Consider the following 23,650-nt stretch of genomic DNA (forward strand, 5'->3'; position numbering starts at 1 on the left):
GGAAGTAGCTTCTATACCTACCATCCGCTCCCTGTCAAGAATTTTTTTGAAAAAATTTCTTTCTTTAAAATTCCAGGTGTTTAGGAGTCCTTGGAAAAGGAATCACGTCTCGAATATTGGAAACTCCTGTCAAAAACATGAGCAACCGCTCAAATCCCATTCCAAAGCCGGCGTGAGGGACTGAGCCAAAGCGACGCAAATCTAAATACCACCAATATTCATCCCTTGATAGGCCAAGCTCTTTCAACCTGCTTTCAAGCACATCGAGTCTTTCTTCTCTCTGACTTCCACCTATCAACTCGCCAATTCTTGGGACCAGGACATCCATCGCGGCCACTGTCTGGCCATCATCGTTTAAGCGCATATAAAACGCTTTTATCTCCTTGGGGTAATCGTAAACAATAACTGGTTTTTTACAATATTCTTCAGTCAGGTATCGTTCATGCTCGGTTTGCAGATCCAGTCCGAATCCCACTGGGAACTCGAACTTTTTTCTTGCTCTTTCTAAGATAGACACAGCCTCTTTATAGGAAAGGCGTACAAAATCTTCTTTTAAGATGTTCTCCAGGCGGCTAGACAGGCCTTTATCCACAAAACGTGCAAACAAATCTAAATCCTGGGCACAATTCTTAAGTGCATATGAAACCAGCTTTTTTATACAGTCTTCAGCCAAAACCATATCATCTTCCAGATCAGCAAAAGCCATTTCAGGCTCAATCATCCAAAATTCCGCTGCGTGCCTGGGTGTATTTGAATTTTCCGCCCTAAACGTCGGACCAAAAGTATATACGTCTCCCAAAGCACAGGCCAACGCCTCTGCCTCTAGCTGGCCCGAAACCGTGAGTAATGCCTTTTTCCCAAAAAAATCCTGGCTCAGATCCACCTTCCCGGAAGCCTTGGGTAATTGATTTAAATCCAGGGTTGTTACCTGGAACATTTCTCCTGCCCCTTCACAATCAGAGCCGGTAAGTATGGGTGTATGAATATACCAAAACCCCTTATCATGAAAATAACTATGGATAGCAAAAGACAATTCAGCCCTGATCCTATTTATGGCCCCATATTTATTTGTCCTGGGCCGAAGATGGGCAATGGTGCGCAAAAATTCATCGCTATGCCTTTTCTTTTGCAAAGGGTAAGTTTTTGGGTCAGCATAGCCGATAAGCTCTACTTCTCTAGCCTGAACCTCCCATTTCTGTCCTTTCCCGGGAGATTCAACCAGGCTACCCCTAACTTTTACAGCCGCTCCAGTGCCAATCTTCTCTAACACCGGATAAGTAGGGATATCTCCATCCACCACAACTTGTAGATTTTGCAGACAGGAGCCATCATTTATCTCCAGAAAAGAAAATCCCTTGGCTTCTCTTTTGGTTCTCACCCACCCTTTAATCAAGATTTCGTCCTGAGGCTCTAAGGCATTTAACGCATCTTTGATCTTGGTTCTCATCTTCTCTCCTTAATAGTTAAAGCATGCTCACAGGATCTAAATCCAGGCTAAGCCTGATTTTTTTATTCTGTCCTATTCTTTTTTCCATCAAGGCATAGAACTTTTTGATCTCCAGCCAATTCGATGCTTTTAGCAGACACTGGTATCTCTCCCGACCTTTTAACACCTGCAAGGGAGCTGGAGCTGGCCCCAATACATTCACTTTTATACTTCTGGCAAGCTCTTGTATTATTGCCTTAAGTTTAATCAATAGATTTTCCTTTTCCTTCCAGCCGACCGGAAAACTCAAACGAACCAAAGCCAGTTTGACAAAGGGCGGATAGGCAAACTTTTCCCTACGCTTTATCTCCTGGACATAAAATCCTTTATAGTCATTATTTAAGATATAGTCCCAGCAGTAGTGATTGGGATTTCTGGTTTGAATATACACTTCACCGGGTTTATTGCCCCTTCCGGCACGGCCAGCCATTTGGGTCAGAAGTTGGAAAATCCGCTCTGTGGCGCGATAGTCGGGAAGCCCTAAACCCAGATCACCATCAATAATGATGCCCAAAGTCACATTAGGGAAATCATGTCCTTTACTAAGCATTTGAGTTCCAACCAAAACCTGGGCATAACCTTTGGCAAACTTTTCCAAAATTTCTTCCATACTCCCTTTTCGTCTTGTACTATCCCGATCTAACCGCAACACCTTCACTTTATCGGACAAGTTTTGGGCCAAAAATTCTTCCAGCTTCTCTGTACCTTCACCCAAGGGTAAAAAACTACAACTTCCGCAATGTGAGCAAATAATAGGGAAGGGAAGCGACAGACCACAATAATGACAAACTAGTCTTTGCCTGGCTTTATGGTATGTAAGACTAACCTGACAATGTGTACATTTGGCTACCTCCTGGCACTGTTCACAGTATAAAATAGGAGCATAACCGCGCCTGTTATGTAATATTACAGCCTGCTCACCTTTGTCTAAAACCTCCATCAACCGTTCATAACATACAGAAGACAGCGGACCAAATTGAGCCGGACTCGCTCCCAGATCAACCAGATGCACTGCAGGGAGAATACTTTGTCCTATCCTTTTTTTTAATTCAATTTTATGGATCTGCTTCTTTTCAACAGCAAAATAAGTCTTTATATCTGGAGTAGCCGAACCAAGAACAAGCAGAGCTTTTTGGCCTCTGGCCAAATAATAGGCTATCTCCTTAGCCTGATAGATTAAATTCTGTTCTTGTTTATAACTTTCTGCGTGCTCCTCGTCGATTATAATCAAGCCCAAATTTTTTAAGGGCAAAAAAAGACTGGATCTGGTCCCCACGAGAACAAACGGATCATTTTTTTTGTTTAGTTCAAAAAACAAATCCTCCTTTTCTTTAGCTGACTTTGTGCCGTAATGAATATATAAATCTTTTGGACCAAGCTGTTCTTGGGCCTTGTTAAATAATTGCCAGACCAAAGCTATCTCAGGTCCCAAAATGAGCACGGAACGGCCTTTTTTAAGAACTTGTTTTGCTAGCTCCAGGTAAACAAGAGTTTTTCCGCTCCCGGTAATGCCATGCACCAGAGCAACTTCTGCTCTTTCCTGCTGCAGAAGGCCAAGTAAATACTTAAGAGCACGCTCCTGTTCCGAGGTCAAAGAATACTTGTTTTTTGCGACGTGAGTAGTTTTTTTAATTTCCAAAGACTTGTCAGACTGAAACGAAACAAGACCTTTTTGGGCAAGTCTTTTTAAAACCGCATATATATTAGGCCCAAAAACCCTGCGTAATGTACTTTTGGTTATAGGGCCATTTTCCCACAAAAAATCCATGACCTGCCACTGTGCCTTGGCATTCGGCATAATCGGCCATGGCGGTTCCATTACTACATTGACGAGTTGGGTGTTACTTTGAACTTTTGGCCTGACAAAGGAAACTTTTCCAGCCAACCACTCTTTAGTTAAGGTCTGACACAGAGACTCATCCTCAAAAACATTCCTTATGGGCAGTTCCTTATTTTGTTCAGCAAGGATAAATTTCTTGGGAAGAATTTTTAAACATCTGGGCAGGACCTGGGCTAAAATTTTCCCGGGAGACACCATCAGGCGCTTGGCCAAATCCTCGACCATCCTTAAATAGTCAGGTGTTAGTAAATCCTCTTCCAGGGGCCAAAAAACATATTTTAACTGTTCGCAAGGAAATAAGGACTTTTCCTTTCTGGCCAAAACCCCCAAACGCAAACTGTTTTTTTTGCCTAGAGGGACAAGGACACGCTGCCCCGTACGCCAGATATGTTCAGGAAAATATTTCGGGACTTGGTAAGTCAGCGTGGAATAAGGTGGGCTTAACAGATAAACTGTCCACGTACGTAGTTCGTCGTTCGTCATTCGTGATTCACAATAAAAATCACGGGTTGGCAATGGCATGCTCAATATTTATTGTTTCATGCGCCCTTGCCAAAACCTGCATAATCGTTAAAATTTCAGAGGGAATAGATAAATTATTTAAACTCTCAAAACGATTTTTAAAACCTTGCGGAGAAAAAAGTTCATCTGGCAAGTCAATATTTATCCCTCTCCATTCAAAAGTGCATTCCCAATTTTGGGCCTGATGAGCTATGATTAATTTTTTTGGAAGCCAAATATTCCCAATTTGGTGATATTTTGACCAGTTGAAATCAAAATTGTCTCCTCCACTCCCAAATACCATGCGCACAGGAAGCATCAGATTATTATCCAGCCAAATCTGCAAAGACTCATCACCTAGCACCAAACAGGGGGTATCCTGTAAAAATTGATAACTCAAAAAGTTTGTATCGACACCTTTTTTTGTCCACCAATTAAGATCTTTGCGCCAAAAATTGAGTACCGGCCTTGGGTTAACCTTGAGCTCTGGATAGGCTAAAATAACATTTTGACCCCTTCCCAATCCGGCCCAGATAACCTTGTTTTGTCCTTTAACCTGAATTGTCCATTCTTCACGCCATAAATTTCCTTTTTGCCAGAGCCGTACAGAGAGCTTTTCTTCCAGGTCGTATGTACATACGACCTGGAAGGCATTAAGACTATTCAAATTCTTAAGCCATCTGGTATTCACTTCCTCAATGTCCGGGAAAAAACCCCAGGCTAACTCTACAGAAGAAAATATTGATAGCAAAAACAAAAATATTATCTTTGATCGCAAGGCAGAAGTTCCTCCAGACTGGAAATCAAATCTTGACGTAAATCCTCATCTTTTAACGCAAAGTAAATATTTGCGGTCAAGTAGTCGACCCAGTCACCAATATCAAAACGCTGTCCAACCATCTTTACAGCTAACAGCCTGTTATTCTGAGCCAGAGCCTGCAGAGCGTCGGTAAGCTGGTATTCGCCTCCGTGTCCTGGCTCAAGCTTCTCTAAATAATCAAAGATTTCGGGCGTTAGAACATAACGGCCTACTATAGCCAGTCTTGAGGGAGCATCCTCTGGCTCTGGTTTTTCAAAAACCTGTCTCACCCGAAATAAGTCCGGAGCAAATTCTTCTGCTTGAATTATACCGTATTTTGAAACCTTTTCTTTTGGCACTTCAACCACACCAACTACAGGCATGTGTTCATTCCGAGCCACCTCGACCAATTGCTGGATTGCCGGCTCCTGGCTAAACATTAAATCGTCCCCGACCATTACTGCAAAGGGCTCCTGCTTAACCACTTCCCTGGCGCAAAGGACAGCATGGCCCAGACCTAGTTGTTCTTTCTGACGCACAGAAATGATATTGACCATCTCGGCTACTTCCTGCACCTGCCTCAAGAGGTCATATTTTCCGGCCCGCTTTAAAACAGCCTCCAAGGACAGGTTGCGATCAAAATGATCTTCTAACACCCTCTTATACTGGTTGCTGACAAAAACCACGTCAGTTAAACCAGCGTGCATAGCCTCTTCGACAACATATTGCACTGCTGGTTTTCTATACACCGGCAACATTTCTTTCGGAAGATTTTTAGTCGCAGGCAAAGACCTTGTTCCCCAACCAGCAACTGGAATAACTACCTTGGTCACTTCCATAACTTCTCCTTTATATGATTTGTTGGGCGGATGGGTGGATAAGTTAATGAGTAAATAAGCTGATAAGTTATTAACTTCATGAAAAACTTTAGCCTTTAGCCATATATTTTAAGAATCCCGTTATCGTTCTACCCATCACCCCATTAACCCATCTTCCACAGCCTGAGCCAAATCCTGAGCAATGCTTTCTACCAGTTGCTCATTTTCTCCTTCTACCATGACCCTGGCTACAGGTTCAGTGCCTGAATAGCGTAATAGAACTCTGCCCCTGCCTTTAAGTTTATCTTGCGCATCTTTTATGGCCTTCTGGACAGTAGGCACCTGTTCAAAAGGCACTTTGCGCTCAACATGCACATTAATCAGTCTTTGAGGAAAAGGAGTCAACAAACCTGCCAACTCAGACAGGGGTTTCCCCTTTTGAGCCATAATTTTTAATAACTGTAACGCAGCTAGGATGCCATCTCCTGTGGTACTGTAATTGAGAAAAATTAAATGTCCTGACTGCTCACCACCTAAGATAGCCCCTTTCTCTCGCATCGCCTCAACTACATAGCGGTCACCTACCTTGGTACGCAAAAGTTTTCCACCTTTTTCCTGCATAAAAATCTCGAGGGCCATGTTGCTCATCACTGTAGTCACAAGGAGTCTCCCCGGAAGCTGATCATGTTCCATGAGTTCCTGGGCACAAATGGCCATTATCTGGTCCCCATCTAAAACTCTCCCCTGCTCGTCTACAACTATTAATCTGTCTCCATCTCCATCTAAGGCCAGACCGATATCCGCACCGTGGTCGCGCACCAGGCTGGCTGCCACTTCTGGATATAATGAACCGCATTTTTTGTTGATGTTTAACCCGTCAGGAGAAACGCCAACCTTGATCACTTTGGCTCCTAACTCTTCAAAAATAAGAGGCGCTACCCGATAAGTGGCTCCATTAGCACAATCAAGAACAATTTTAAGTCCATCCAATGTGAGATCGGCCGGAAAACTATTTTTTAAATAAACAATATATCGCCCTGGACTGTCCTGGATTTTAAAGGCACGGCCCATCATCTCCGGCTGAGGATGTTTCCAATCCATATCAGGCGAAAGGACCATCTCAGAAATCTCGTCTTCTACACTGTCCGGAAGTTTAAACCCGGAACGATCAAAAAATTTAATTCCATTGTCCATGAAAGGATTATGCGAGGCCGAAATCACCACCCCTAAGTCCGCACGCATATTTCTGGTCAAAAAAGAAATAGCAGGTGTAGGCATCGGCCCGACCAAGTATACATCCATTCCAGAAGCACAGAAACCAGAAGTAAGAGCACTTTCAAAAACATATCCTGAAAGACGGGTATCTTTGCCAATCAATACACGATGTTTTTTGTGTCCGTTACGAAAATATTGGCCTGCTGCCAGCCCCAAACGAAGAACTATCTCCGGCAACATTGGGAAAATATTGGCCTGTCCTCGTAAACCATCAGTGCCAAAGAGCCTATTTCCCATCATTTCCTCCATTTATTGTAAGTAGTAAATAGTGTGACGTGGGAAGTGAATAAAGAAACCGCCATTTTCATCAATAACAACGAATTTTACCAAACTTCTCATCTTCTTATCTTCCCATCTTCCTTCTTCTCTCCTCTGACCTGAACAGCGACTTTCTCTGGTCGCTTTTGAAGCAACTTTGTATCAGGCGGTAGTAAAACCTGATAATCTAAATCATAGTTTCCAGGTTGCATATTCTTTTTTACTTCTAATCGAACACGAATCTTATCCCGCCAGTTATCTTCTTTCAAGCGGTACAAAGGTATAGCCAATTTTAAACGCACAAATTCTTGATCAGAGACAACTGTTACGCCTCGTGGTTTCTTAAACACGATTGGTCTGCGTACCCAAAGCTCCTTGGTTTTTGGAACAAATTTAAATTCCACCTGTACTTCACCAACGTCTGCCTCAATCTCTGGCAAAAGGTCCAAACCGATTTTTCCTACCCACGTTAGTGGCACGCGCTCTTTAATTTCAACAACTTTGGTCTTAATATCCTTTATCTTTTCAACCAGTGTACTTGGCCCCTTAATAGTAATAGATTCCGGCTGTGGACGAACGCTTATGAGCTCGAAATACCTACTAATTTGACTCTGCCATCTCACTGTAACCGGAACATCTTTGATAACCAACTCATCCACCATTAACTCGAGCCTGGAAGGAATCACCTCTACGACCTCCAACGGCCTGGGGAAGGCAATGTTCTTGGGGTTTAAGACCAAAACATTGCTTCCTTTACGCACATTGGATAAATCCAGAGTGTAACTAATTTTTTTCTCTTCCACTCTTTCCAGAAGGGCTTTTGTCCCTCTGATGCGCACCTGGATTTTATTCAACATACCCTTGGTAATTAGATAATTAGGAGGCAAATTAATAATTTCCAGAGGGACGTCCACCCAGATCTCTACCTTTTCTCGACCACTGACCAGATACCAGGCAAAAAAGGCCAGGGCCAGGGCCAAAAATCTATACTGCCAGTTATTGATAAAACTTCTTATTTTTCCCATGCTGCTGCCAGTACCCTGCGCAAACGAATTTCATCCAGACTAGAAGTAAGCTTACCTCCAATGGCCACAGAAATGCTCCCCCTTTCCTCGGAGATGACAACGGCAATTGCATCACTATCTTCGGTTATACCCATTGCAGCTCTATGCCTGGTCCCCCAATCAGATCTATGCATTACACCAACAGCCAGAGGTAAAATACACGCAGCTGCTTCAATGGTATTGCCTCTTATGATAACGGCACCATCGTGCAAAGGGGAACCGGGATAAAAAATAGTTTGTAATAACTCCTTTGAAAATTTCGCCTTAACTTCAACACCCCTTTCAATAATATCTCCCAAAGGCATCTTCTTTTCAATGACTACCAGAGCTCCAATCCTTTTTCTGGCCATTTGCACGAGGGCCAGAACTAATTCGTCCAAGACTTCTCTCTCTAGCTTGGATCTTCGCCATAGCCGGCCTGCTCCCATGGCTGCCAGGGCCTTGCGGATATCTCTCTGAAAAAGAATAATAACTACCAAAAATATAGATCCAAGAAAATTAGCCAGAAGCCAGTGCAATGTATAAAGTCCTAGCTCTCCTGCTAGATAATAGGCAATCAGGATAAGGACCAAACCATATATTACAGAAACAGCCCGTGTACCTTTAACCAGGAGGATAAGACGATAAAACAGATAGGCAACGATGAGGATATCAATTATATCCCGCCAGGAAATCTGCATATCGCCAAGGCTTAATTGAAGCATTTTTTAAATCGAAGAAACAATTTTTAAGGTATCTGCTGTCAGTTTAACTTCATGAACACGATGAATTTTCACCCCTTTGTGAGCCATAAGAGCCGTACCCACTTGCGTAGCCACAAAACGCTCCTCAGGCCTTAAGCCCAAAAGTTTTTCCCACAATGACTTATTAGACAGACCAATATATATGGGCCTGTCAAGATAAAAAAATTCTTGAATCCGTCTTAAAATGTCCAGGTTATGCTCAAGAAGCTTGCCAAAACCAATGCCCGGATCCAGAACGATATTCTCTTCAGGTAGACCAGCCTTAACCAGTTTCGCGAGATGTTCTTCAAAAAAAGATTTAATCTCATCAACAACATCTGTATATTTTGGATCATGCTGCATGGTTTCCGGCCTACCTAGACTATGCATGAGTACATAACCAGGTTTATACTGAACAAGCACATCAATTAAAGACGGATCAAATCTACAGGCAGATACATCGTTTACAATTACTGCCCCGGCATCCAGGGCTTCTTTGGCAACCCGGGCTTTGTATGTATCTACCGAAAGTAACGCCTGTGGATATTTAGCTAAAATCTTTTTGACTACAGGAATGACCCTTGTAAGTTCCTCCTCTAATTCAACTCGGGGCGAAAATGGTCTGGTACTTTCCCCGCCAACATCTATAATATGGCCTCCCTGGCTTAGAATCTCTTCGGCACGGTCTAAAGCTTTATCAATGGTATTGTATTCCCCCCCATCATAAAATGAGTCCGGAGTGACATTTAAAATACCAACAATCAAAAAAGGGGCAGGGTCAACCACCCTACCCCTGCCCACTGACCAGCAAATCTCGTTTAGCTGCATTCGCTCAATCATCTAACCTGATTCCTATGAACCAAATGTTATATTATTTAGCTTAGAGTAACTAAAGTGAACCAAAGTAAACCGATCTTTTGTGCACAAAATATAATTTTTTAAAGTTACACACATTAAACTAACTTTTGCTCACTTTAAACTCAAATTAGACTAATCTTCATCAATAGTAAAACTTTCTTCTCCTTCCGGATTTTCTTTTTCTTCTTTTTTCTTCTCCCCCCTATTTACCTTTTCTTTTTCTTGCTCACTCATTGGGGGCAATTCCTCTCCACGCATAATCTTATCCACTTCCTTGCCTGTCAAGGTCTCTCTTTCAAGCAAGGCCAAAGAAATCTTATGCAAAACATCCAGGTTATCGGTGAGCAACTTCTTGGCCCGATCATAAGCTTCCTGGACTATTCTTCTTACTTCGCTATCTATTAAACGAGCTGTCTCTTCACTATAATCCTTGTGGTGAATAAGATCGCGACCTAAAAAAACCTCCTGGCCACTATCACCAAAGGCCAGAGGTCCCACGGCATCACTCATGCCCCACTCACAAACCATGCGCCTGGCCATTTTTGTCGCTCGTTCTATATCATTGCCTGCTCCTGTAGTCATCTCATTGAAGACAATTTCTTCTGCAGCCCGTCCGCCCAAAAGAACTGCCAGGTTGTTTTCCAAATAAGTTTTTGAGTAATTATGTCGATCATCTACAGGCAACTGCATTGTTATACCCAAAGCACGTCCTCGAGGGATAATAGACACCTTGTGCAGAGGATCGGTCTTGGGTAAAAGTTTAGCCACCAGTGTATGTCCTGCTTCATGGTAGGCAGTTGTTTTTCTTTCTTCTTCGCTTAAAATTACACTTCGCCTTTCCTTACCCATGAGCACCTTATCCTTTGCCTCCTCAAAATCATCCATATCTACCTGGTCTTTGTTCAGCTTGGCTGCATGGAGCGCGGCTTCATTAACAAGGTTTTCCAGGTCAGCTCCAGAAAATCCGGGAGTTCCTCTGGCAATGACTTCCAGATCAACATCTTCGGCCAAGGGAACGCGTCGAGAATGAACTTCCAAAATCTTCTTCCGACCATTTAAATCTGGATTGGGCACGACAACCTGTCGATCAAACCGCCCGGGACGCAGCAGGGCAGGATCTAAGACATCCGGTCTGTTGGTGGCTGCAATAAGAATGACTCCTTCATTAGACTCAAACCCATCCATTTCCACCAGTAATTGGTTCAATGTTTGCTCGCGCTCATCATGTCCGCCACCAAGGCCAGCTCCCCTTTGCCGGCCTACAGCATCAATTTCATCAATAAAGATTAGACAAGGGGCATTCTTTTTCCCCTGAACAAACAAATCGCGCACCCTGGCTGCGCCCACACCAACAAACATCTCGACAAAATCCGAACCAGAAATGGAGAAAAAGGGCACGCCAGCTTCCCCGGCCACAGCCCGAGCAAGAAGAGTTTTACCCGTTCCAGGAGGTCCAACCAGTAACACTCCTTTGGGGATACGCCCCCCTAGTCGGGTGAACTTCTTGGGATTACTTAAAAATTCCACCACTTCACTCAATTCTTCCTTGGCTTCGTCCACTCCAGCTACATCGTCAAAAGTGACCTTGGTATCCTCCTGGGTAATCATCTTAGCCTTGGAGCGACCAAATGAGAGGGCCTTGCCACCTCCCCCCTGCATCTGGCGCATGAAAAAAATCCACACCCCAATTAATAAGAGCATGGGGAACCAGGAGACAAAAACGGTTACATACCAAGGGGCTTCTTCCTCAGGCTGAGCTTCTACCTGGACATTATTACTAACTAGTAGACTAACCAGAGATGGATCGTCAGGCGCATAGGTTGTAAACCTCTGGTCATCAGCTAAAAGTCCTGTAATTTTTTTCCCCTGGATCTTTACAGCCACCACTTCACCCTGCTTTACTTTGGTCAACATCTCCGTATAGGTGAGTTTAAGTTGCGGAGCCTGAGGCTGATTAAAAAGATTGAATAAGACAACCATAATCAAAGAAATGGTTGCCCAAAGAAACAAATTTTTGGAAAAACTATTCAAGTTCCTACCTCCAACTTTCTTGCTTTCTTGAATTTTGAATGTGAAGTGTAAAGTTTATTAATTAGAATGTAAATCTGAAATTATAAGAAAGATTGGTCTCATGTTTAGCCATGCTGATTTTTTGCATCAACACAGCCTTAAACCAACTTCAAACTTTAAACTTCAACTTTAAACTTGATAATATTAAACCATCCTGATATATATTTCGCTCTTGAGCGGAAGCGTATCGTCACCGGTGTGGCGCCTGGACTTCAAATCCAGTGGGCGGCCGAGAGGTCGTCGGTAGGTTCGACTCCTATACGCTTCCGCCATTTTTTTGTCTAAGCCACTGCCTTGCCCATTTAATCTGTCCTTGTACAGACTGAGGACCGGTTCCTCCTGGGGTTTCTCGCCTGCTAACTGCCTGCTTAAAGTCCAGGGCCAAATAGACATCGTCATCTATCTTTTCCGAGAACTGTCTTAATTCATGGATAGCTAAATCTTCCAATCCTACACCTTTCTTTTCGGCATAAGCAACTATATTCCCGGTTATGTGATGCGCTTGCCTGAAGGGTATCCCTTTTCCTACCAGATAATCGGCTAGCTCAGTGGCATTCAAGAACCCTTCTTTCAAAGCCCTGTTCATGGCCTGTTCATTGAACTTAATCTCCTCCATCATCCTAGCCATAATTTGTAATGACATGTGTACTGTCTTATGCGTATCCAAAAATGGTTCTTTATCCTCTTGCATATCCCGGTTATAGGCCAAAGGAAGTCCTTTTAAAGTTGTCAAAAGAGAGATTAAGTTGCCAACTGAGCGTCCTGTCTTGCCGCGCATAATTTCTGCCACATCAGGATTTTTCTTTTGGGGCATAATGGACGAGCCCGTGGCAAAAGCATCAGGCAGGTATATAAAACCAAAACCTGGGTTGGCCCACAAAATAATTTCTTCACACAACCTGCTCAAGTGTATCATTATTGTTGCTCCGATAAACAGAGCCTCGAGCACAAAATCCCGGTCAGAGACCGCATCCATACTGTTTGAAAATATTTCATCAAGCCCAAGTTCATCAGCTACCATCTTCGGGTTCAATGGATATGTCGTCCCTGCAAGTGCCGCTGCACCAAGGGGAGAAACTCGCACCCTTTTTTGAGCATCAAGGATACGCTCGAAATCACGACAAAACATCTGCACGTAAGCTAGAAGATGTTGAGCCAGGCTTACTGGCTGAGCAGGCTGCAAATGCGTATAGCCGGGCAAAATCTTGTCTGCATTCTTCTCGGCCTGATCCACGAGAACAGTCACCAGATCGATCAAAGCTTTTTGCCACAAGGTTAAACACTTTGACACATGCAGACGAAAATCAAGCGCTACCTGATCATTCCGGCTTCTTCCGGTATGAAGTTTTTGACCTACAGGGCCTACCAATTCTGTAAGCCTGTGTTCAATATTCATGTGCACATCTTCCAGGCTCTTTTGCCAGATAAACTTGCCTTGCTCGATCTCCTTTTCGATTTGGTTAAGCCCCTCGATTATCTGTTCAGCTTCCTCCTGAGACAAGATTCCCTGGGCGGCCAGCATCCGGGCATGAGCCCTGGACCCAGCAATATCCTCGGCATATAGCTTTTGATCAAACTCAACCGACTGGGTATATTCTTCTACCAGGGGCGCAGTACTTTCTTTAAACCTGCCCCCCCATAATTTTGTCTTTACATCCTTTTTTGCGTCCATCTATTTACTATATTCTACATTATTTTTAAATTTCTGAGGTTACTCTCTCAATTTTCTAACCAATTAAGCTCTCAATCCTTTAACCTTTCCTGGTTAACAACCTAAGACCCTGCAACCGGATAAAGCCAGCGGCATCCTTTTGATTATATACCTCATCTTCTTCAAAAGTGGCAAGATCTGCCTGATAAAGAGAATAAGGTGAACGTCTACCCAGAGGATATACTCCGCCTTTATACAATTTTAACCTTACTTCGCCAGTAATATTCTCCTGAGCTTTGTCCATCATGGTCTGCAACGCTTCACGCTCCGGCGAAAACCAAAAACCATTATAAACCATTTCTGCATACTTAGGAATTAAACTGTCTCTCAAATGCATGGTCTCTCTATCCATGCACAAGCCTTCCAGGTCGCGGCGGGCTACATAAAGAATTGTCCCACCTGGAGTCTCATAGACACCCCTGGATTTCATTCCCACGAACCTGTTCTCCACCATATCCACCCGGCCAATACCATGTTTACCACCCAACTTGTTAAGTTTTTTAATAAGTCTTGCCGGGCTTAAGCGCTCTCCGTTTACAGCCACGGGATCACCTTTTTCAAATTCAATACTTATAATCTCTGGTTCGTCCGGGGCCTTTTCCGGTGGAACGGCTAACAGATAAGTCCCGGGCCCTGGTTCTGCCCATGGATCTTCCAACTCCCCTCCTTCAAAGGAAAGATGTAAAAGGTTACGATCACAGCTATAGGGTTTTTCTTTGGTTACTGGCACGGGGATACCATTTTCCCGGGCAAATTTTAAAAGCTCTGTCCTGGAGTTTAAATCCCATTCACGCCAGGGAGCAATAGTTTTCAACTCCGGTGCAAGGGCCATGACTGTCAGTTCAAAACGCACCTGATCATTTCCTTTTCCGGTTGCACCATGGGCCACTGCCTGGGCTCCCTCTTGCCTGGCTATCTCAACCATCCTCTTTGCAATCAATGGCCTGGCAATGGAAGTGCCCAAAAGATATCTTCCTTCATAGATTGCCCCCGCCCGAAACATGGGGAAAATAAAATCTCTGGCAAACTCTTCCTGTAAATCTTCAATATAGACCTTGGATGCTCCTGTTGCCATGGCCTTATCTTCAAGACCGGCCAATTCCTCTTCCTGACCCAAATCAGCAGTAAAGGTTATTACCTCACAAGCATAGGTCTTTTGAATCCATTTCAAAATAACCGAAGTGTCCAAGCCTCCTGAATAGGCAAGAACAACTTTCTTTATCTCTCGCATCCATCCTCCCAGGTAATATTTAAGAGGTTAAGAAATTAAAAATGTTAAAAGGTTAATTTTATCTATTTATCTTTTAACATTTTTACCCTTTTACCTTAATCCTGGCTATAAATCCATTCCAGGATAGCCTTTTGCATATGCAATCTATTCTCTGCCTGATCCCAGACAACAGACCATGGCCCTTCAATCACCTCGTCAGTAATCTCTTCTCCCCTGTGTGCAGGCAAACAGTGCAGTACCTTAACATCGGGATCGGCCAAGGACAGAAGTTCGCTGTTTACCTGAAAACCATCAAATGCGTTTTTGCGCTGATCATGCTCGTCTTCCTGTCCCATAGACGCCCAAACATCGGTATTGACATAATGAACACCGGCAACCGCCTCCTTGGGGTCATGTGTCAGATAAATTTTTGCTCCTGCTTGCAAGGCTCGCTCAAGCACATCAATATCAGGCTCATATCCTTTAGGCACAGCCATATTAAGCTGAAAAGGAAAATAGACGGCTGCATTAATCCAGGAGTGAGCCATGTTATTGCCATCACCCACCCAGGCTATTTTAAGCTGGGAAAAGTCCGGAGTCCGCTCATATATGGTCAACAAATCGCTCATCACCTGACAAGGATGAAACTTATCGGTCAAAGCATTTATCACCGGAATCTGGCCAAACCTGACCACTTCTTCCAGGTTTTCCTGGGCAAAAGTCCTGACTACCAGGCCCTGTGCATATCTGGATAAGACCCGGGCTGTATCTTTTAAAGGTTCATTTCTACCTAACTGAGATTCATTAGGAGTCATGAAAACAGATTTCCCACCTAAATGCTGAATGGCGACCTCAAAAGAAATTCTAGTTCTGGTTGAGGCCTTTTCAAAAATCAGGATAATTGTTTTCCCCTTTAAAATGTCACCTTGATAAACTCTGTCCTTCATCTCCTTGGCCCTTAAAACAAGGTCACGGGCAACTCTCATGGGCAGATCTAAAATAGTAAGAAAATTTTTGCTCATTTTTCCCCTCGCGCTCACTTTTTTAAAATCTCAAGTTAGCCTTAGAGGGCATAGCTTGTAAAGAGCCATAGACAAAATCTTCAGTTTATATTTCCTAAGGACGAAAAACCATGCCGCTAGAATTCATCACTTCTAAAAATATTATAAAAAAATAAATAAGTTTGCATAAAACATGGGCAACCAAAAATTGAAAGCCGATTTTCTTCCTTTAAACTTCGAGGCTAAAGTATAGTGTCGCAAAAATTTGACTTGTTATATCTGCTAAGATAATGCCATGACAAATAATTAAGAGAGTAGATACGCCCACATTAAGGAGTAACTATGGACATAAACATCATTCCTCCAAGTAAGCCCCTCCCTGTAAATCGGGCTTACATTGTAACCATGACTATCAAGTCTTTTAAGGGCCGACGTGATGTAGAAGTCCATCTTTTTCGTCCCTATTGGGATGTGGAAGAAGAAAATGGTTATCAATGGGACAAACTCCTGGGAGAACCAATTGAGGAAGGGATAACTCCAGATATAAACAGAAGTAAAAAAATACTTTTGGAAGCCTTCACTCAAGATGAACGGGACCAATTAGTAGATTATCTTGCCCAGAGATACGCTTCAAGACTTAAAACCATAACGAGTGCTCCACTGGATTTCCCCATTCCACTGGGCCTTATGCCACTTTCAGAAATGCCTGAGGATGAAAACTTTGGACGAATTCGCCTGGAGCAGATTTGTGATTATCCTCTTCCCTTTCCTGTACACGGCTTTTACGACTTAAGCTCGGCCAAACCCATTATACAGGAAGAATTGGAGTAGAAAAAAATTAAAGTCGGTCTGTTCATTGACTAATTATTATCTATGTCATCAAAAAACTCTTTTAACTTAACCGATATTCACAAAATTCTGGTTTGCCAACTTCGCCAAATTGGCGATGTTCTTCTGACCACTCCCAGTGTAGAACTACTAAAAAAAAGATTTCCTGAGGCCCAAATCCACTTTTTTACGGAAAAAAAATGTCTTCCTATCCTTGAAAACAATCCTCATATCAGTAAAATCTGGGTTATAGACAAGAAGAAGACCAATAATCTCTGGAAAGAACTGAAGTTTTACCGACAAATTGCCCGGGAAAATTTTGATCTCATTGTTGACTTTCAACAACTGCCCAGGTGCCGATGGGTTGTTTTGTTTTCCAGAAGCAGAGTTAAACTAACCTACCCGCCGCCCTGGTATAATCGATTATTATACACCCATTGGCAAAAACCAGAACCAGGCTATGCAGCAAGATTCAAAGCCAGCATTCTAAAACCACTAGGCATTTCCTGGCAGGGTAACAGGCCAAAAATTTGGCTTAAAGAGGCGGAACTTGACCGGGCAAAAAATTATCTAGCCGGGCAAGGTGTCACAAAAAAAAATTTGCTTATCACCCTAGACCCTTCGCACAGGCGCATAACCAGAAGATGGCCAGCAGGCCACTTTGCTCAGCTTATCCATCAAGTCAGTCAGAAATGGCCAAACATAAAGTTTCTTCTCCTCTATGGCCCTGGAGAAAAAGAACTGGCTTTGAGAATTTTATCCCAGTCACAGGCAGAAGATTATTGTATTTTGCCTGAAAAGATGCTCTCCTTGCGGGAAATGGCAGCCTGCATTGCTCACGCCAATTTACATCTTGGCAATTGCTCTGCTCCTCGCCATATTGCCGTGGCCGTAAATACCCCATCCCTAACCATCCTTGGTGCAACTAGCGGGGCCTGGACCTATCCTTCAGCAGAACATGAACATATCCAGCTAGGCCTTTCTTGCCAGCCCTGCAATCAAAATACCTGTGCCAACCCCAGATGTCTCGAGGATCTTAAACCCGAGGTTGTCCTTAAAGCTCTGGAGAAAAAATTTGAAAATCTGGTTCCATGAAGAAGCTTTGCGTAAAGCTATCCATCTCCCCATTTACCTCGACGGGTCGGATATTGAAGGGCTTGTTTCAGGCGCTGTAGAAACTCGTTTCGGCTGATTTCCCGTGCTCCGAAGCGGAGCATGTGGTGTGTGGTCTGCTGACAATCGAGAAAATGAAACGACTTCTTACGAAGATAAAAGACCAGGTGAACCAGGGCTACCTTAGAGGCATTGGGCACAAGATAAAACATGGATTCTCCAAAAAACGCCTGGCCAAGGCTCACCCCATACACTCCCCCTACCAGACGGTCTTTCTGCCAAGTCTCAAAAGAATGAGCCAACCCCTGTTTATGTAGCCGGATATATGCTTCAATCATTTCCGGTACCAGCCAGGTGCCGTATCCATCGGACCTTCTCACTTTAGCACACATGTTTATAACCTGTTCAAAGGCCTGATCAATAGTCACCTTAAATCTTTTTTTATTAAGCACCCGGCGCAAACTTCTGGGGACATGTAATTCTTCGGGGAATAACACCAGCCTGGGATCAGGACTCCACCAGAGAATAGGATTTCCTGGGCTATACCAGGGAAAAATACCCTGGGAATAGGCCAAAATAAGGCGCTCTAAAGATAGATCCCCACCCACAGCCAAAAGCCCATCCGGGTCAGAAAACCTTGGGTGGGGGAAAATAGGCTCTTTAGATAGATAAAAAACTGTCATGTTCAGCTATTGCTAAAATCAATGAACCATGTGGAATAATGATAATCTAAAACTAGATAAAGCAGGTAATTAAAACTGGAAAAGCTCATAAGAGACCAAACTCACAAACAAATTATTTCACTGGGAGAACCCTAAAACTGAGCTGGTCATTCTCCTCATCCAGGTCTATGAGAATCTTCTTTCCTTTATCCAGCTTTCCGGAAAGGAGCTTATCAGCCAAAATGTCTTTGACCTCTTCCTGCATAACCCGGGACAAAGGCCTGGCTCCAAAATCAGGATCATACCCCTTTTTAGCCAGCCAGGTTCTAGCTGAAGGAGTGAGCTGTACCTGGACTTTTTGAGCTGTGAGCATCTCATTTAATTCAGCAAGATATTTATCGACGATCATCTCCATAATTTCCTGACTTAAGCTACCAAAGGGAATGACCGCATCCAATCTATTGCGAAACTCAGGACTGAACAGCTTTTCCACTGCCTTCATGGCCTTTTGGACCTTATCCGTCTCATCCTCCTGACCAAAACCAATGGCTCTCGATTCCATTTCCCTGGCCCCGGCATTGGAAGTCATAAGCAGTATAACATGCCGAAAATCTGCCGTCCGGCCGGTATTATCCGTGAGCGTTGCATGATCCATAACCTGGAGAAGTATATTAAACATATCTGGGTGGGCCTTTTCTATTTCATCCAGGAGTAGAACACAGTAAGGATTTTTCCGAATGGCCTCAGTGAGTAGACCCCCTTGATCAAAACCCACATAGCCCGGCGGTGCGCCAATCAGGCGGGCCACAGCATGTTTTTCCATGTACTCGCTCATATCAAAACGAACAAATTTTACCCCCATCGTGTTGGCTAGTTGCTTGGCCAGTTCTGTTTTACCCACACCCGTGGGACCAATCATTAAAAATGACCCCGTGGGTTTGTGCACATCTCTTAGTCCTGCCCTGGCCCGCTTTATGGCCTTGGCCAAAAGCTCTATGGCCTTGTCTTGACCAAAAATGACCTTTTTCAGTTCCTTGTCCAAATTTAAGAGTTTTTCCCTGTCTGATGTAGACACCTGGCGAGAAGGAATACGAGCCATGCGGGCCACAACCTTTTCAATATCACGCGGAGTAACCTGCTTCCTGCCCTTTATAGTTCCTTCAAGCATAAAATAAGCCCCTGCCTCATCCATGACATCAATGGCCTTGTCCGGAAGATAGCGGTCATTAATAAACCGGGCAGAAAGCTCCACGGCTGCCTTTAGGCTTGATGGCATGTATTTAACCTTATGATACTTTTCATAGTAGGGCTTAAGCCCCTTTAAAATCTCTATGCTTTCTTCAATGGTGGGCTCAGATAGCTCAATCTTCTGAAACCTTCTGGACAAAGCCCGATCCTTTTCAAAATGAAGCTTATATTCCTCATAAGTGGTTGACCCAATGCACCTAATCTCTCCTGAAGCAAGAACTGGCTTCAAAATATTTGAGGCGTCCATTGAACCGCCAGTGGTCGCCCCGGCCCCAACAATGGTGTGAATTTCATCGATAAACAATATCGCGCCCGGGATCTCTTTCAGCTCCTTAATCACTCCCTTTAGTCTGGCCTCAAAATCACCTCTGAATTTGGTCCCGGCAAGTAACGCTCCCATATCTAAAGCATAAATCTGAGTTTTCAGAAAAGGCTCAGGCACCTCGCCACTGGCAATCTTCAAGGCCAAACCCTCGGCCATGGCTGTTTTTCCCACGCCCGGATCTCCTACCAGGATGGGATTATTCTTTCTGCGCCGCAAAAGGACTTGAATTACTCTTTTCATCTCCCTTTCTCGGCCCACCAACGGGTCAATCAAGCCCTTTTTGGCCTTTTCAACCAGGTTAACTGTATATAAAGCCAGTGCGCTCTTTTCACCAGTTCTCTTTTCCTGATCTGAACATCCAGGACAAGAAGACCCGGGGCTATCTTCTTCCATAGCGTGAGAAATATATTCCAATACATCCAGCCTGGTCAGGCCATGGGTGCGAAGATAATAAACAGCAAAGGAATCTTCCTCTTCAAACATGGCTGCAAGAAGATCTCCAGCCTGAACCATATTTTTCCCTGCTGATTGGATGTGCATTATGGCCCTTTGCATCACCCGTTGCACACCCACGGTCTGAATGATTTCTCGGTCCTGGGAAGAAGGCTGTACTTCCAGGTGTTCAATAAAAAAACGCTCCAGTTGATTCTTTAACCGAGTCAAATCTATCCCGCAGTCTTCTAAAATAGCCCTTCCCTTTTCATCCAGGGTATAGGCATATAGAATATGCTCCAAGGTTAAAAATTCATGATGTCTTTTTTTGACTTCCTGAATAGCCAAGCCAATAATCTTTTCTAATTCCTTACTTAACATTTACACCTCTTCCATCGTGCATTTCAAAGGATAACCTTCTTTGCGTGCCATATGGCGGACCATCGCAACTTTGGTCTCGGCCACTTCTTTAGGATACACCCCACACACACCAATTCCATTTTTGTGAACACTCATCATGATATGGTGAGCCTCGGCCTCGGTCTTATGAAAGACTTTTTTTAGGACATAGACAACAAATTCCATGGTCGTATAATCATCATTATGCAAAAGAACTTTATACCGCCGTGGCTCCTCCAAGTCTTCCTCTATAACTGTTCCGGGTAGGATCTGTCCCTCTGATATACTTTCGCTCATATCATTTAACCTAATTAAACTATGTCAAAAGTCAATTGTTGAGTTCTTTAGCCCACTGAGTTAAAGTTTGAACGATCTAGTGGGTCTGTTTTATGGGCGAAATATTGAACTTGGACTGGAGGCTAAATCTCCATTTCGTTTCTAATAACGCACACCCCTGAATTCAACCGGCCCATAATCTCCTATTCTACGATCCAACTCTTGATATGCATACATAATTGTGCTCCATGCCCCGCGTGTCAAGACCTCTTTTTTCAACTCCTTGACCACCAGACTCCAGTCTTCATCAGTCCAATTGATAGTTAAATCATCAATGCTCCCAGCCATTTCCTCCCCATTCGTGCTTGATAATTCGTTATACACGCGTATCCTGACACAGTCAGAAACTTTTCACTTAATGCCACCTATCCTCTATAAATTCAACAAACAACCGCCCAACTCAACAAATCCATATATTCCATAACATTAAGGAATTTGACGCTTTTTATAAACCAACCAAATATCTTATCTGAAAAAAGCCATTATTCCACTGGAATATTTCAGAAAAAATAGTAAAGTTCGCCCGAAATGAATACAGGGACGGAGAAAAAACTTTTTTGTGAGCTGTTTTGATAATATATTTTATTCAGATATTGAAGACATCAAATTTGATAGATATGTCATTGAAATAGGTGGGAAAATAATAACTTAAAACAGAACAAATATATTTAAGCTTATTTCTTATCATTTATACAGATTCAACTATAACCAAAAAGAAAATTACATTCTCTCATTATGATTTTTTGTAATAAATTCTACACTTTATTCCTGTTATCCTCATATTTTGTTCCATTAGAAGCCTACATGATAAACATCCTATGCTCTTCTTCTGCTATATATCATAATGTTTAAGAGACTGGCGAAAATCTTCCTACATTCATGAATCTAAGGGAAAACTGGACACTTTTATTGTCTTTTGAGCAATCTGCTTGACTTTGTCAAAAATTATTAATTAAGTAATTTAATTTTTATAGATAACTTGCATGTATTTTCTGTGAATTATGGAATGGAATATAAATAGACAAAATTTATATTTTCAGGGTGTTAGGTAGATTCTGCTTTGTTCGACCCTGTTGAGCACCACCAAGAATAGAGGAGGCAACTGAAAGGCTTACAAAATACAATATGCTGGTTGGTACCTAGTCGTGTTCGTCGACATACTTGGGCAAGCTCAGTTACTGAAAACGCACAATTTTAGCCTTTAAAAGAGCCATTTGCTACCCAATAACGGCCTTTTTTGGAGAAAAATGAGCAATTAAAGAAAATGTGCACTCATTGCATACCAAAAACTTGCGACATTAGCTGGCTTCTGAACCTACGATGAGTTCAAAGAGGCTCATAGAGAATGGGTGGATATGAATCGCTGAAGAATGGCAACAACGCTCATCAGAACGAGTGGACTCAAAGCATAGCTGTTGGAAGCAAGTATTTTATTGAGGAGACAAAAAGAAAGCTTGGCATCCTCGCCAAAGGGTGGAAGGTTCTTGAGAATGGTGAAACATTTCAGCTTCGAGAACAGATGGACACATATAGCGTTGTTTTTAATGCCGAAAAGGAGGATATTGGGCCTCAAGACACTTATTTTTGGAAGAGTAATTCCAAACCTTCAACAAGATAGCTTGGCCCGACCCTGCGTAAGACCGCACCCCGCGTCAAGCAGTGCCAACTTTACTATAAAAAAATCGTAAAGGGAGGGAAAGATGGACCTAATAGATAAAATAAAAGACTTAGCTTCAAGGATTCCTCAACAACTTGACCATCTTCAAACAGAAGAGGCAACTAAAACAGCTTTAATTATGCCATTTATTTCCGCCCTTGGCTACGATGTTTTCAATCCTCTCGAGGTGATTCCAGAGTTCACGGCGGACATCGGAACTAAAAAAGGTGAAAAAGTTGATTATGCCATAAAAAAAGATGATGGCATAATAATACTGATTGAGTGTAAATGGAGTAAGTGTGATCTTGATAAGGAACATGCATCTCAACTTTACAGATATTTTTCGGCCACAGACGCGCGATTTGGAATTCTTACAAATGGAATAAGATATCTTTTCTTTTCTGATATTGAAGAGCCAAACAAAATGGATTCAAAACCATTTTTCGAATTCGGCATGTTAGATTTTGAGGAGCATCACATAAGACAGCTTAAAAAATTCTCAAAGTCTGCTTTTTCCCTCGAAGATATTTTAACTACAGCAAGTAAATTAAAATATACTGGGGCTATTAAAAAAATTCTCGAACAGCAACTTGAAAACCCTTCTTCTCAATTTGTCAGATTTTTTTCTTCACAGATATACGATGGCAAATCAACTCAAAATATCATAAAAAAATTTACTGGAATCGTAAAAGATGCACAACGTCAATTTATAAATGATAAAATAAATGAAAGATTAAAGTCAGCATTATCATCTGATGACCAGAATAACGAAGACCAAATGAGTGATGATTATGTTCAAAACAACAAAGATGACAAGACAATAGTAACCACAGAAGAGGAAATAGAAGGCTATAATATCATTAAAGCTATAGTCAGAGAAGTAATAGATGTATCTAGAGTAGCTATGCGTGATAAAAAAAGTTACTGCGGTATATTACTGGACGATAATAATCGTAAACCTATTTGTAGATTGCATTTTAATACCTCACAGAAATATCTTGGCTTGTTTTCACAAAAAAAGGAACAAAAGGTGCCGA

General features: G+C 42.7%; 20 protein-coding genes and 1 tRNA gene. 5 read left to right on the top strand and 16 right to left on the bottom strand.

The features are described from left to right. Window positions 1-64: 64 nt before the first annotated feature. The 9 genes from asnS to ftsH form a co-directional block, all read right to left on the bottom strand. Complete coding sequence (gene asnS, locus AC3WVG_RS07040) at window positions 65-1,447, bottom strand: asparagine--tRNA ligase (protein WP_488797449.1); 1,383 nt, start codon at window positions 1,445-1,447, stop codon at window positions 65-67. Between the two features lie 16 nt (window positions 1,448-1,463). Continuing rightward, window positions 1,464-3,809 carry a replication restart helicase PriA gene (gene priA, locus AC3WVG_RS07045; RefSeq protein ID WP_488797450.1) on the bottom strand — a complete coding sequence of 782 codons (2,346 nt, stop codon included), beginning with the start codon at window positions 3,807-3,809 and terminating at the stop codon, window positions 1,464-1,466. A gap of 19 nt (window positions 3,810-3,828) precedes the next feature. Beyond that, window positions 3,829-4,605, bottom strand: a complete 777-nt coding sequence (locus AC3WVG_RS07050) for a hypothetical protein (protein WP_488797451.1) — start codon at window positions 4,603-4,605, stop codon at window positions 3,829-3,831. Continuing rightward, entirely contained in the window at window positions 4,590-5,465 is an 876-nt protein-coding gene (gene galU / locus AC3WVG_RS07055; protein ID WP_488797452.1) for a UTP--glucose-1-phosphate uridylyltransferase GalU, read from the bottom strand. Before galU ends, AC3WVG_RS07050 begins: the two co-directional genes overlap by 16 nt. Before the next feature lie 135 nt (window positions 5,466-5,600). Continuing rightward, window positions 5,601-6,956 (bottom strand): phosphoglucosamine mutase, encoded by a 1,356-nt coding sequence (glmM, locus tag AC3WVG_RS07060; protein WP_488797468.1) that lies wholly within the window; start codon window positions 6,954-6,956, stop codon window positions 5,601-5,603. Between the two features lie 98 nt (window positions 6,957-7,054). Further along, window positions 7,055-8,002, bottom strand: coding sequence for a CdaR family protein (locus AC3WVG_RS07065; RefSeq protein WP_488797453.1), 948 nt, complete (start codon window positions 8,000-8,002; stop codon window positions 7,055-7,057). Next, window positions 7,990-8,745 carry a diadenylate cyclase CdaA gene (gene cdaA / locus AC3WVG_RS07070; protein WP_488797454.1) on the bottom strand — a complete coding sequence of 252 codons (756 nt, stop codon included), beginning with the start codon at window positions 8,743-8,745 and terminating at the stop codon, window positions 7,990-7,992. Before cdaA ends, AC3WVG_RS07065 begins: the two co-directional genes overlap by 13 nt. 3 nt (window positions 8,746-8,748) lie before the next feature. Then, a complete protein-coding gene (gene folP / locus AC3WVG_RS07075) occupies window positions 8,749-9,603 on the bottom strand; it encodes a dihydropteroate synthase (RefSeq protein ID WP_488797455.1) in 855 nt (284 codons plus the stop codon). 150 nt (window positions 9,604-9,753) lie between these two features. Further along, the gene (gene ftsH / locus AC3WVG_RS07080; protein ID WP_488797456.1) at window positions 9,754-11,652 is read right to left on the bottom strand and encodes an ATP-dependent zinc metalloprotease FtsH; all 1,899 of its coding nucleotides are present in this window, start codon (window positions 11,650-11,652) and stop codon (window positions 9,754-9,756) included. A 217-nt stretch (window positions 11,653-11,869) separates the two neighbouring features. Here ftsH and AC3WVG_RS07085 point away from each other — a divergent pair. Continuing rightward, window positions 11,870-11,963 (top strand) — tRNA-Sec (locus tag AC3WVG_RS07085). Here AC3WVG_RS07085 and argH read toward each other — a convergent pair. From argH to argF, 3 genes are all read right to left on the bottom strand, one after another. After that, the gene (gene argH, locus AC3WVG_RS07090; protein ID WP_488797457.1) at window positions 11,948-13,363 is read right to left on the bottom strand and encodes an argininosuccinate lyase; all 1,416 of its coding nucleotides are present in this window, start codon (window positions 13,361-13,363) and stop codon (window positions 11,948-11,950) included. The genes AC3WVG_RS07085 and argH overlap by 16 nt on opposite strands. 79 nt (window positions 13,364-13,442) lie before the next feature. Next, on the bottom strand, window positions 13,443-14,633 hold the full coding sequence (locus tag AC3WVG_RS07095) for an argininosuccinate synthase (RefSeq protein ID WP_488797458.1): 1,191 nt from the start codon (window positions 14,631-14,633) through the stop codon (window positions 13,443-13,445). 95 nt (window positions 14,634-14,728) lie between these two features. Next, on the bottom strand, window positions 14,729-15,634 hold the full coding sequence (gene argF, locus AC3WVG_RS07100) for an ornithine carbamoyltransferase (protein ID WP_488797459.1): 906 nt from the start codon (window positions 15,632-15,634) through the stop codon (window positions 14,729-14,731). Between the two features lie 321 nt (window positions 15,635-15,955). On the opposite strand from argF, the gene AC3WVG_RS07105 reads away from it, so the two are divergent. Continuing rightward, window positions 15,956-16,444, top strand: coding sequence for a hypothetical protein (locus AC3WVG_RS07105; protein WP_488797460.1), 489 nt, complete (start codon window positions 15,956-15,958; stop codon window positions 16,442-16,444). A 42-nt stretch (window positions 16,445-16,486) separates the two neighbouring features. After that, window positions 16,487-17,536, top strand: a complete 1,050-nt coding sequence (locus AC3WVG_RS07110; protein ID WP_488797461.1) for a glycosyltransferase family 9 protein — start codon at window positions 16,487-16,489, stop codon at window positions 17,534-17,536. Between the two features lie 17 nt (window positions 17,537-17,553). Here the strand turns inward: AC3WVG_RS07110 and aat are convergent, their stop codons facing one another. The 4 genes from aat to AC3WVG_RS07130 form a co-directional block, all read right to left on the bottom strand. Beyond that, window positions 17,554-18,237, bottom strand: a complete 684-nt coding sequence (gene aat / locus AC3WVG_RS07115) for a leucyl/phenylalanyl-tRNA--protein transferase (protein ID WP_488797462.1) — start codon at window positions 18,235-18,237, stop codon at window positions 17,554-17,556. Window positions 18,238-18,349: 112 nt separating this feature from the next. Next, window positions 18,350-20,602 carry an ATP-dependent Clp protease ATP-binding subunit ClpA gene (gene clpA, locus AC3WVG_RS07120; protein WP_488797463.1) on the bottom strand — a complete coding sequence of 751 codons (2,253 nt, stop codon included), beginning with the start codon at window positions 20,600-20,602 and terminating at the stop codon, window positions 18,350-18,352. Beyond that, the gene (gene clpS, locus AC3WVG_RS07125) at window positions 20,603-20,917 is read right to left on the bottom strand and encodes an ATP-dependent Clp protease adapter ClpS (RefSeq protein WP_488797464.1); all 315 of its coding nucleotides are present in this window, start codon (window positions 20,915-20,917) and stop codon (window positions 20,603-20,605) included. 141 nt (window positions 20,918-21,058) lie between these two features. Further along, entirely contained in the window at window positions 21,059-21,244 is a 186-nt protein-coding gene (locus tag AC3WVG_RS07130; protein WP_488797465.1) for a hypothetical protein, read from the bottom strand. A 1,057-nt stretch (window positions 21,245-22,301) separates the two neighbouring features. Here AC3WVG_RS07130 and AC3WVG_RS07135 point away from each other — a divergent pair. Continuing rightward, window positions 22,302-22,574, top strand: a complete 273-nt coding sequence (locus AC3WVG_RS07135) for a hypothetical protein (RefSeq protein ID WP_488797466.1) — start codon at window positions 22,302-22,304, stop codon at window positions 22,572-22,574. 82 nt (window positions 22,575-22,656) lie between these two features. After that, the coding region (locus AC3WVG_RS07140; RefSeq protein WP_488797467.1) for a type I restriction endonuclease at window positions 22,657-23,650 on the top strand (994 nt) is incomplete at its 3' end.

This window comes from Desulfovulcanus sp., assembly GCF_982781345.1.

What these genes read in the sequence shown, in the direction of transcription:
- asnS (WP_488797449.1), bottom strand. Translation starts at nt 1,447, where the DNA reads ATGAGAACCAAGATCAAAGATGCGTTAAATGCCTTAGAGCCTCAGGAC.
- priA (WP_488797450.1), bottom strand. Translation starts at nt 3,809, where the DNA reads ATGACGAACGACGAACTACGTACGTGGACAGTTTATCTGTTAAGCCCA.
- galU (WP_488797452.1), bottom strand. Translation starts at nt 5,465, where the DNA reads ATGGAAGTGACCAAGGTAGTTATTCCAGTTGCTGGTTGGGGAACAAGG.
- glmM (WP_488797468.1), bottom strand. Translation starts at nt 6,956, where the DNA reads ATGGGAAATAGGCTCTTTGGCACTGATGGTTTACGAGGACAGGCCAAT.
- AC3WVG_RS07065 (WP_488797453.1), bottom strand. Translation starts at nt 8,002, where the DNA reads ATGGGAAAAATAAGAAGTTTTATCAATAACTGGCAGTATAGATTTTTG.
- cdaA (WP_488797454.1), bottom strand. Translation starts at nt 8,745, where the DNA reads ATGCTTCAATTAAGCCTTGGCGATATGCAGATTTCCTGGCGGGATATA.
- folP (WP_488797455.1), bottom strand. Translation starts at nt 9,603, where the DNA reads ATGATTGAGCGAATGCAGCTAAACGAGATTTGCTGGTCAGTGGGCAGG.
- argH (WP_488797457.1), bottom strand. Translation starts at nt 13,363, where the DNA reads ATGGACGCAAAAAAGGATGTAAAGACAAAATTATGGGGGGGCAGGTTT.
- AC3WVG_RS07095 (WP_488797458.1), bottom strand. Translation starts at nt 14,633, where the DNA reads ATGCGAGAGATAAAGAAAGTTGTTCTTGCCTATTCAGGAGGCTTGGAC.
- argF (WP_488797459.1), bottom strand. Translation starts at nt 15,634, where the DNA reads ATGAGCAAAAATTTTCTTACTATTTTAGATCTGCCCATGAGAGTTGCC.
- AC3WVG_RS07105 (WP_488797460.1), top strand. Translation starts at nt 15,956, where the DNA reads ATGGACATAAACATCATTCCTCCAAGTAAGCCCCTCCCTGTAAATCGG.
- AC3WVG_RS07110 (WP_488797461.1), top strand. Translation starts at nt 16,487, where the DNA reads ATGTCATCAAAAAACTCTTTTAACTTAACCGATATTCACAAAATTCTG.
- aat (WP_488797462.1), bottom strand. Translation starts at nt 18,237, where the DNA reads ATGACAGTTTTTTATCTATCTAAAGAGCCTATTTTCCCCCACCCAAGG.
- clpA (WP_488797463.1), bottom strand. Translation starts at nt 20,602, where the DNA reads ATGTTAAGTAAGGAATTAGAAAAGATTATTGGCTTGGCTATTCAGGAA.
- clpS (WP_488797464.1), bottom strand. Translation starts at nt 20,917, where the DNA reads ATGAGCGAAAGTATATCAGAGGGACAGATCCTACCCGGAACAGTTATA.
- AC3WVG_RS07130 (WP_488797465.1), bottom strand. Translation starts at nt 21,244, where the DNA reads ATGGCTGGGAGCATTGATGATTTAACTATCAATTGGACTGATGAAGAC.
- AC3WVG_RS07135 (WP_488797466.1), top strand. Translation starts at nt 22,302, where the DNA reads ATGGGTGGATATGAATCGCTGAAGAATGGCAACAACGCTCATCAGAAC.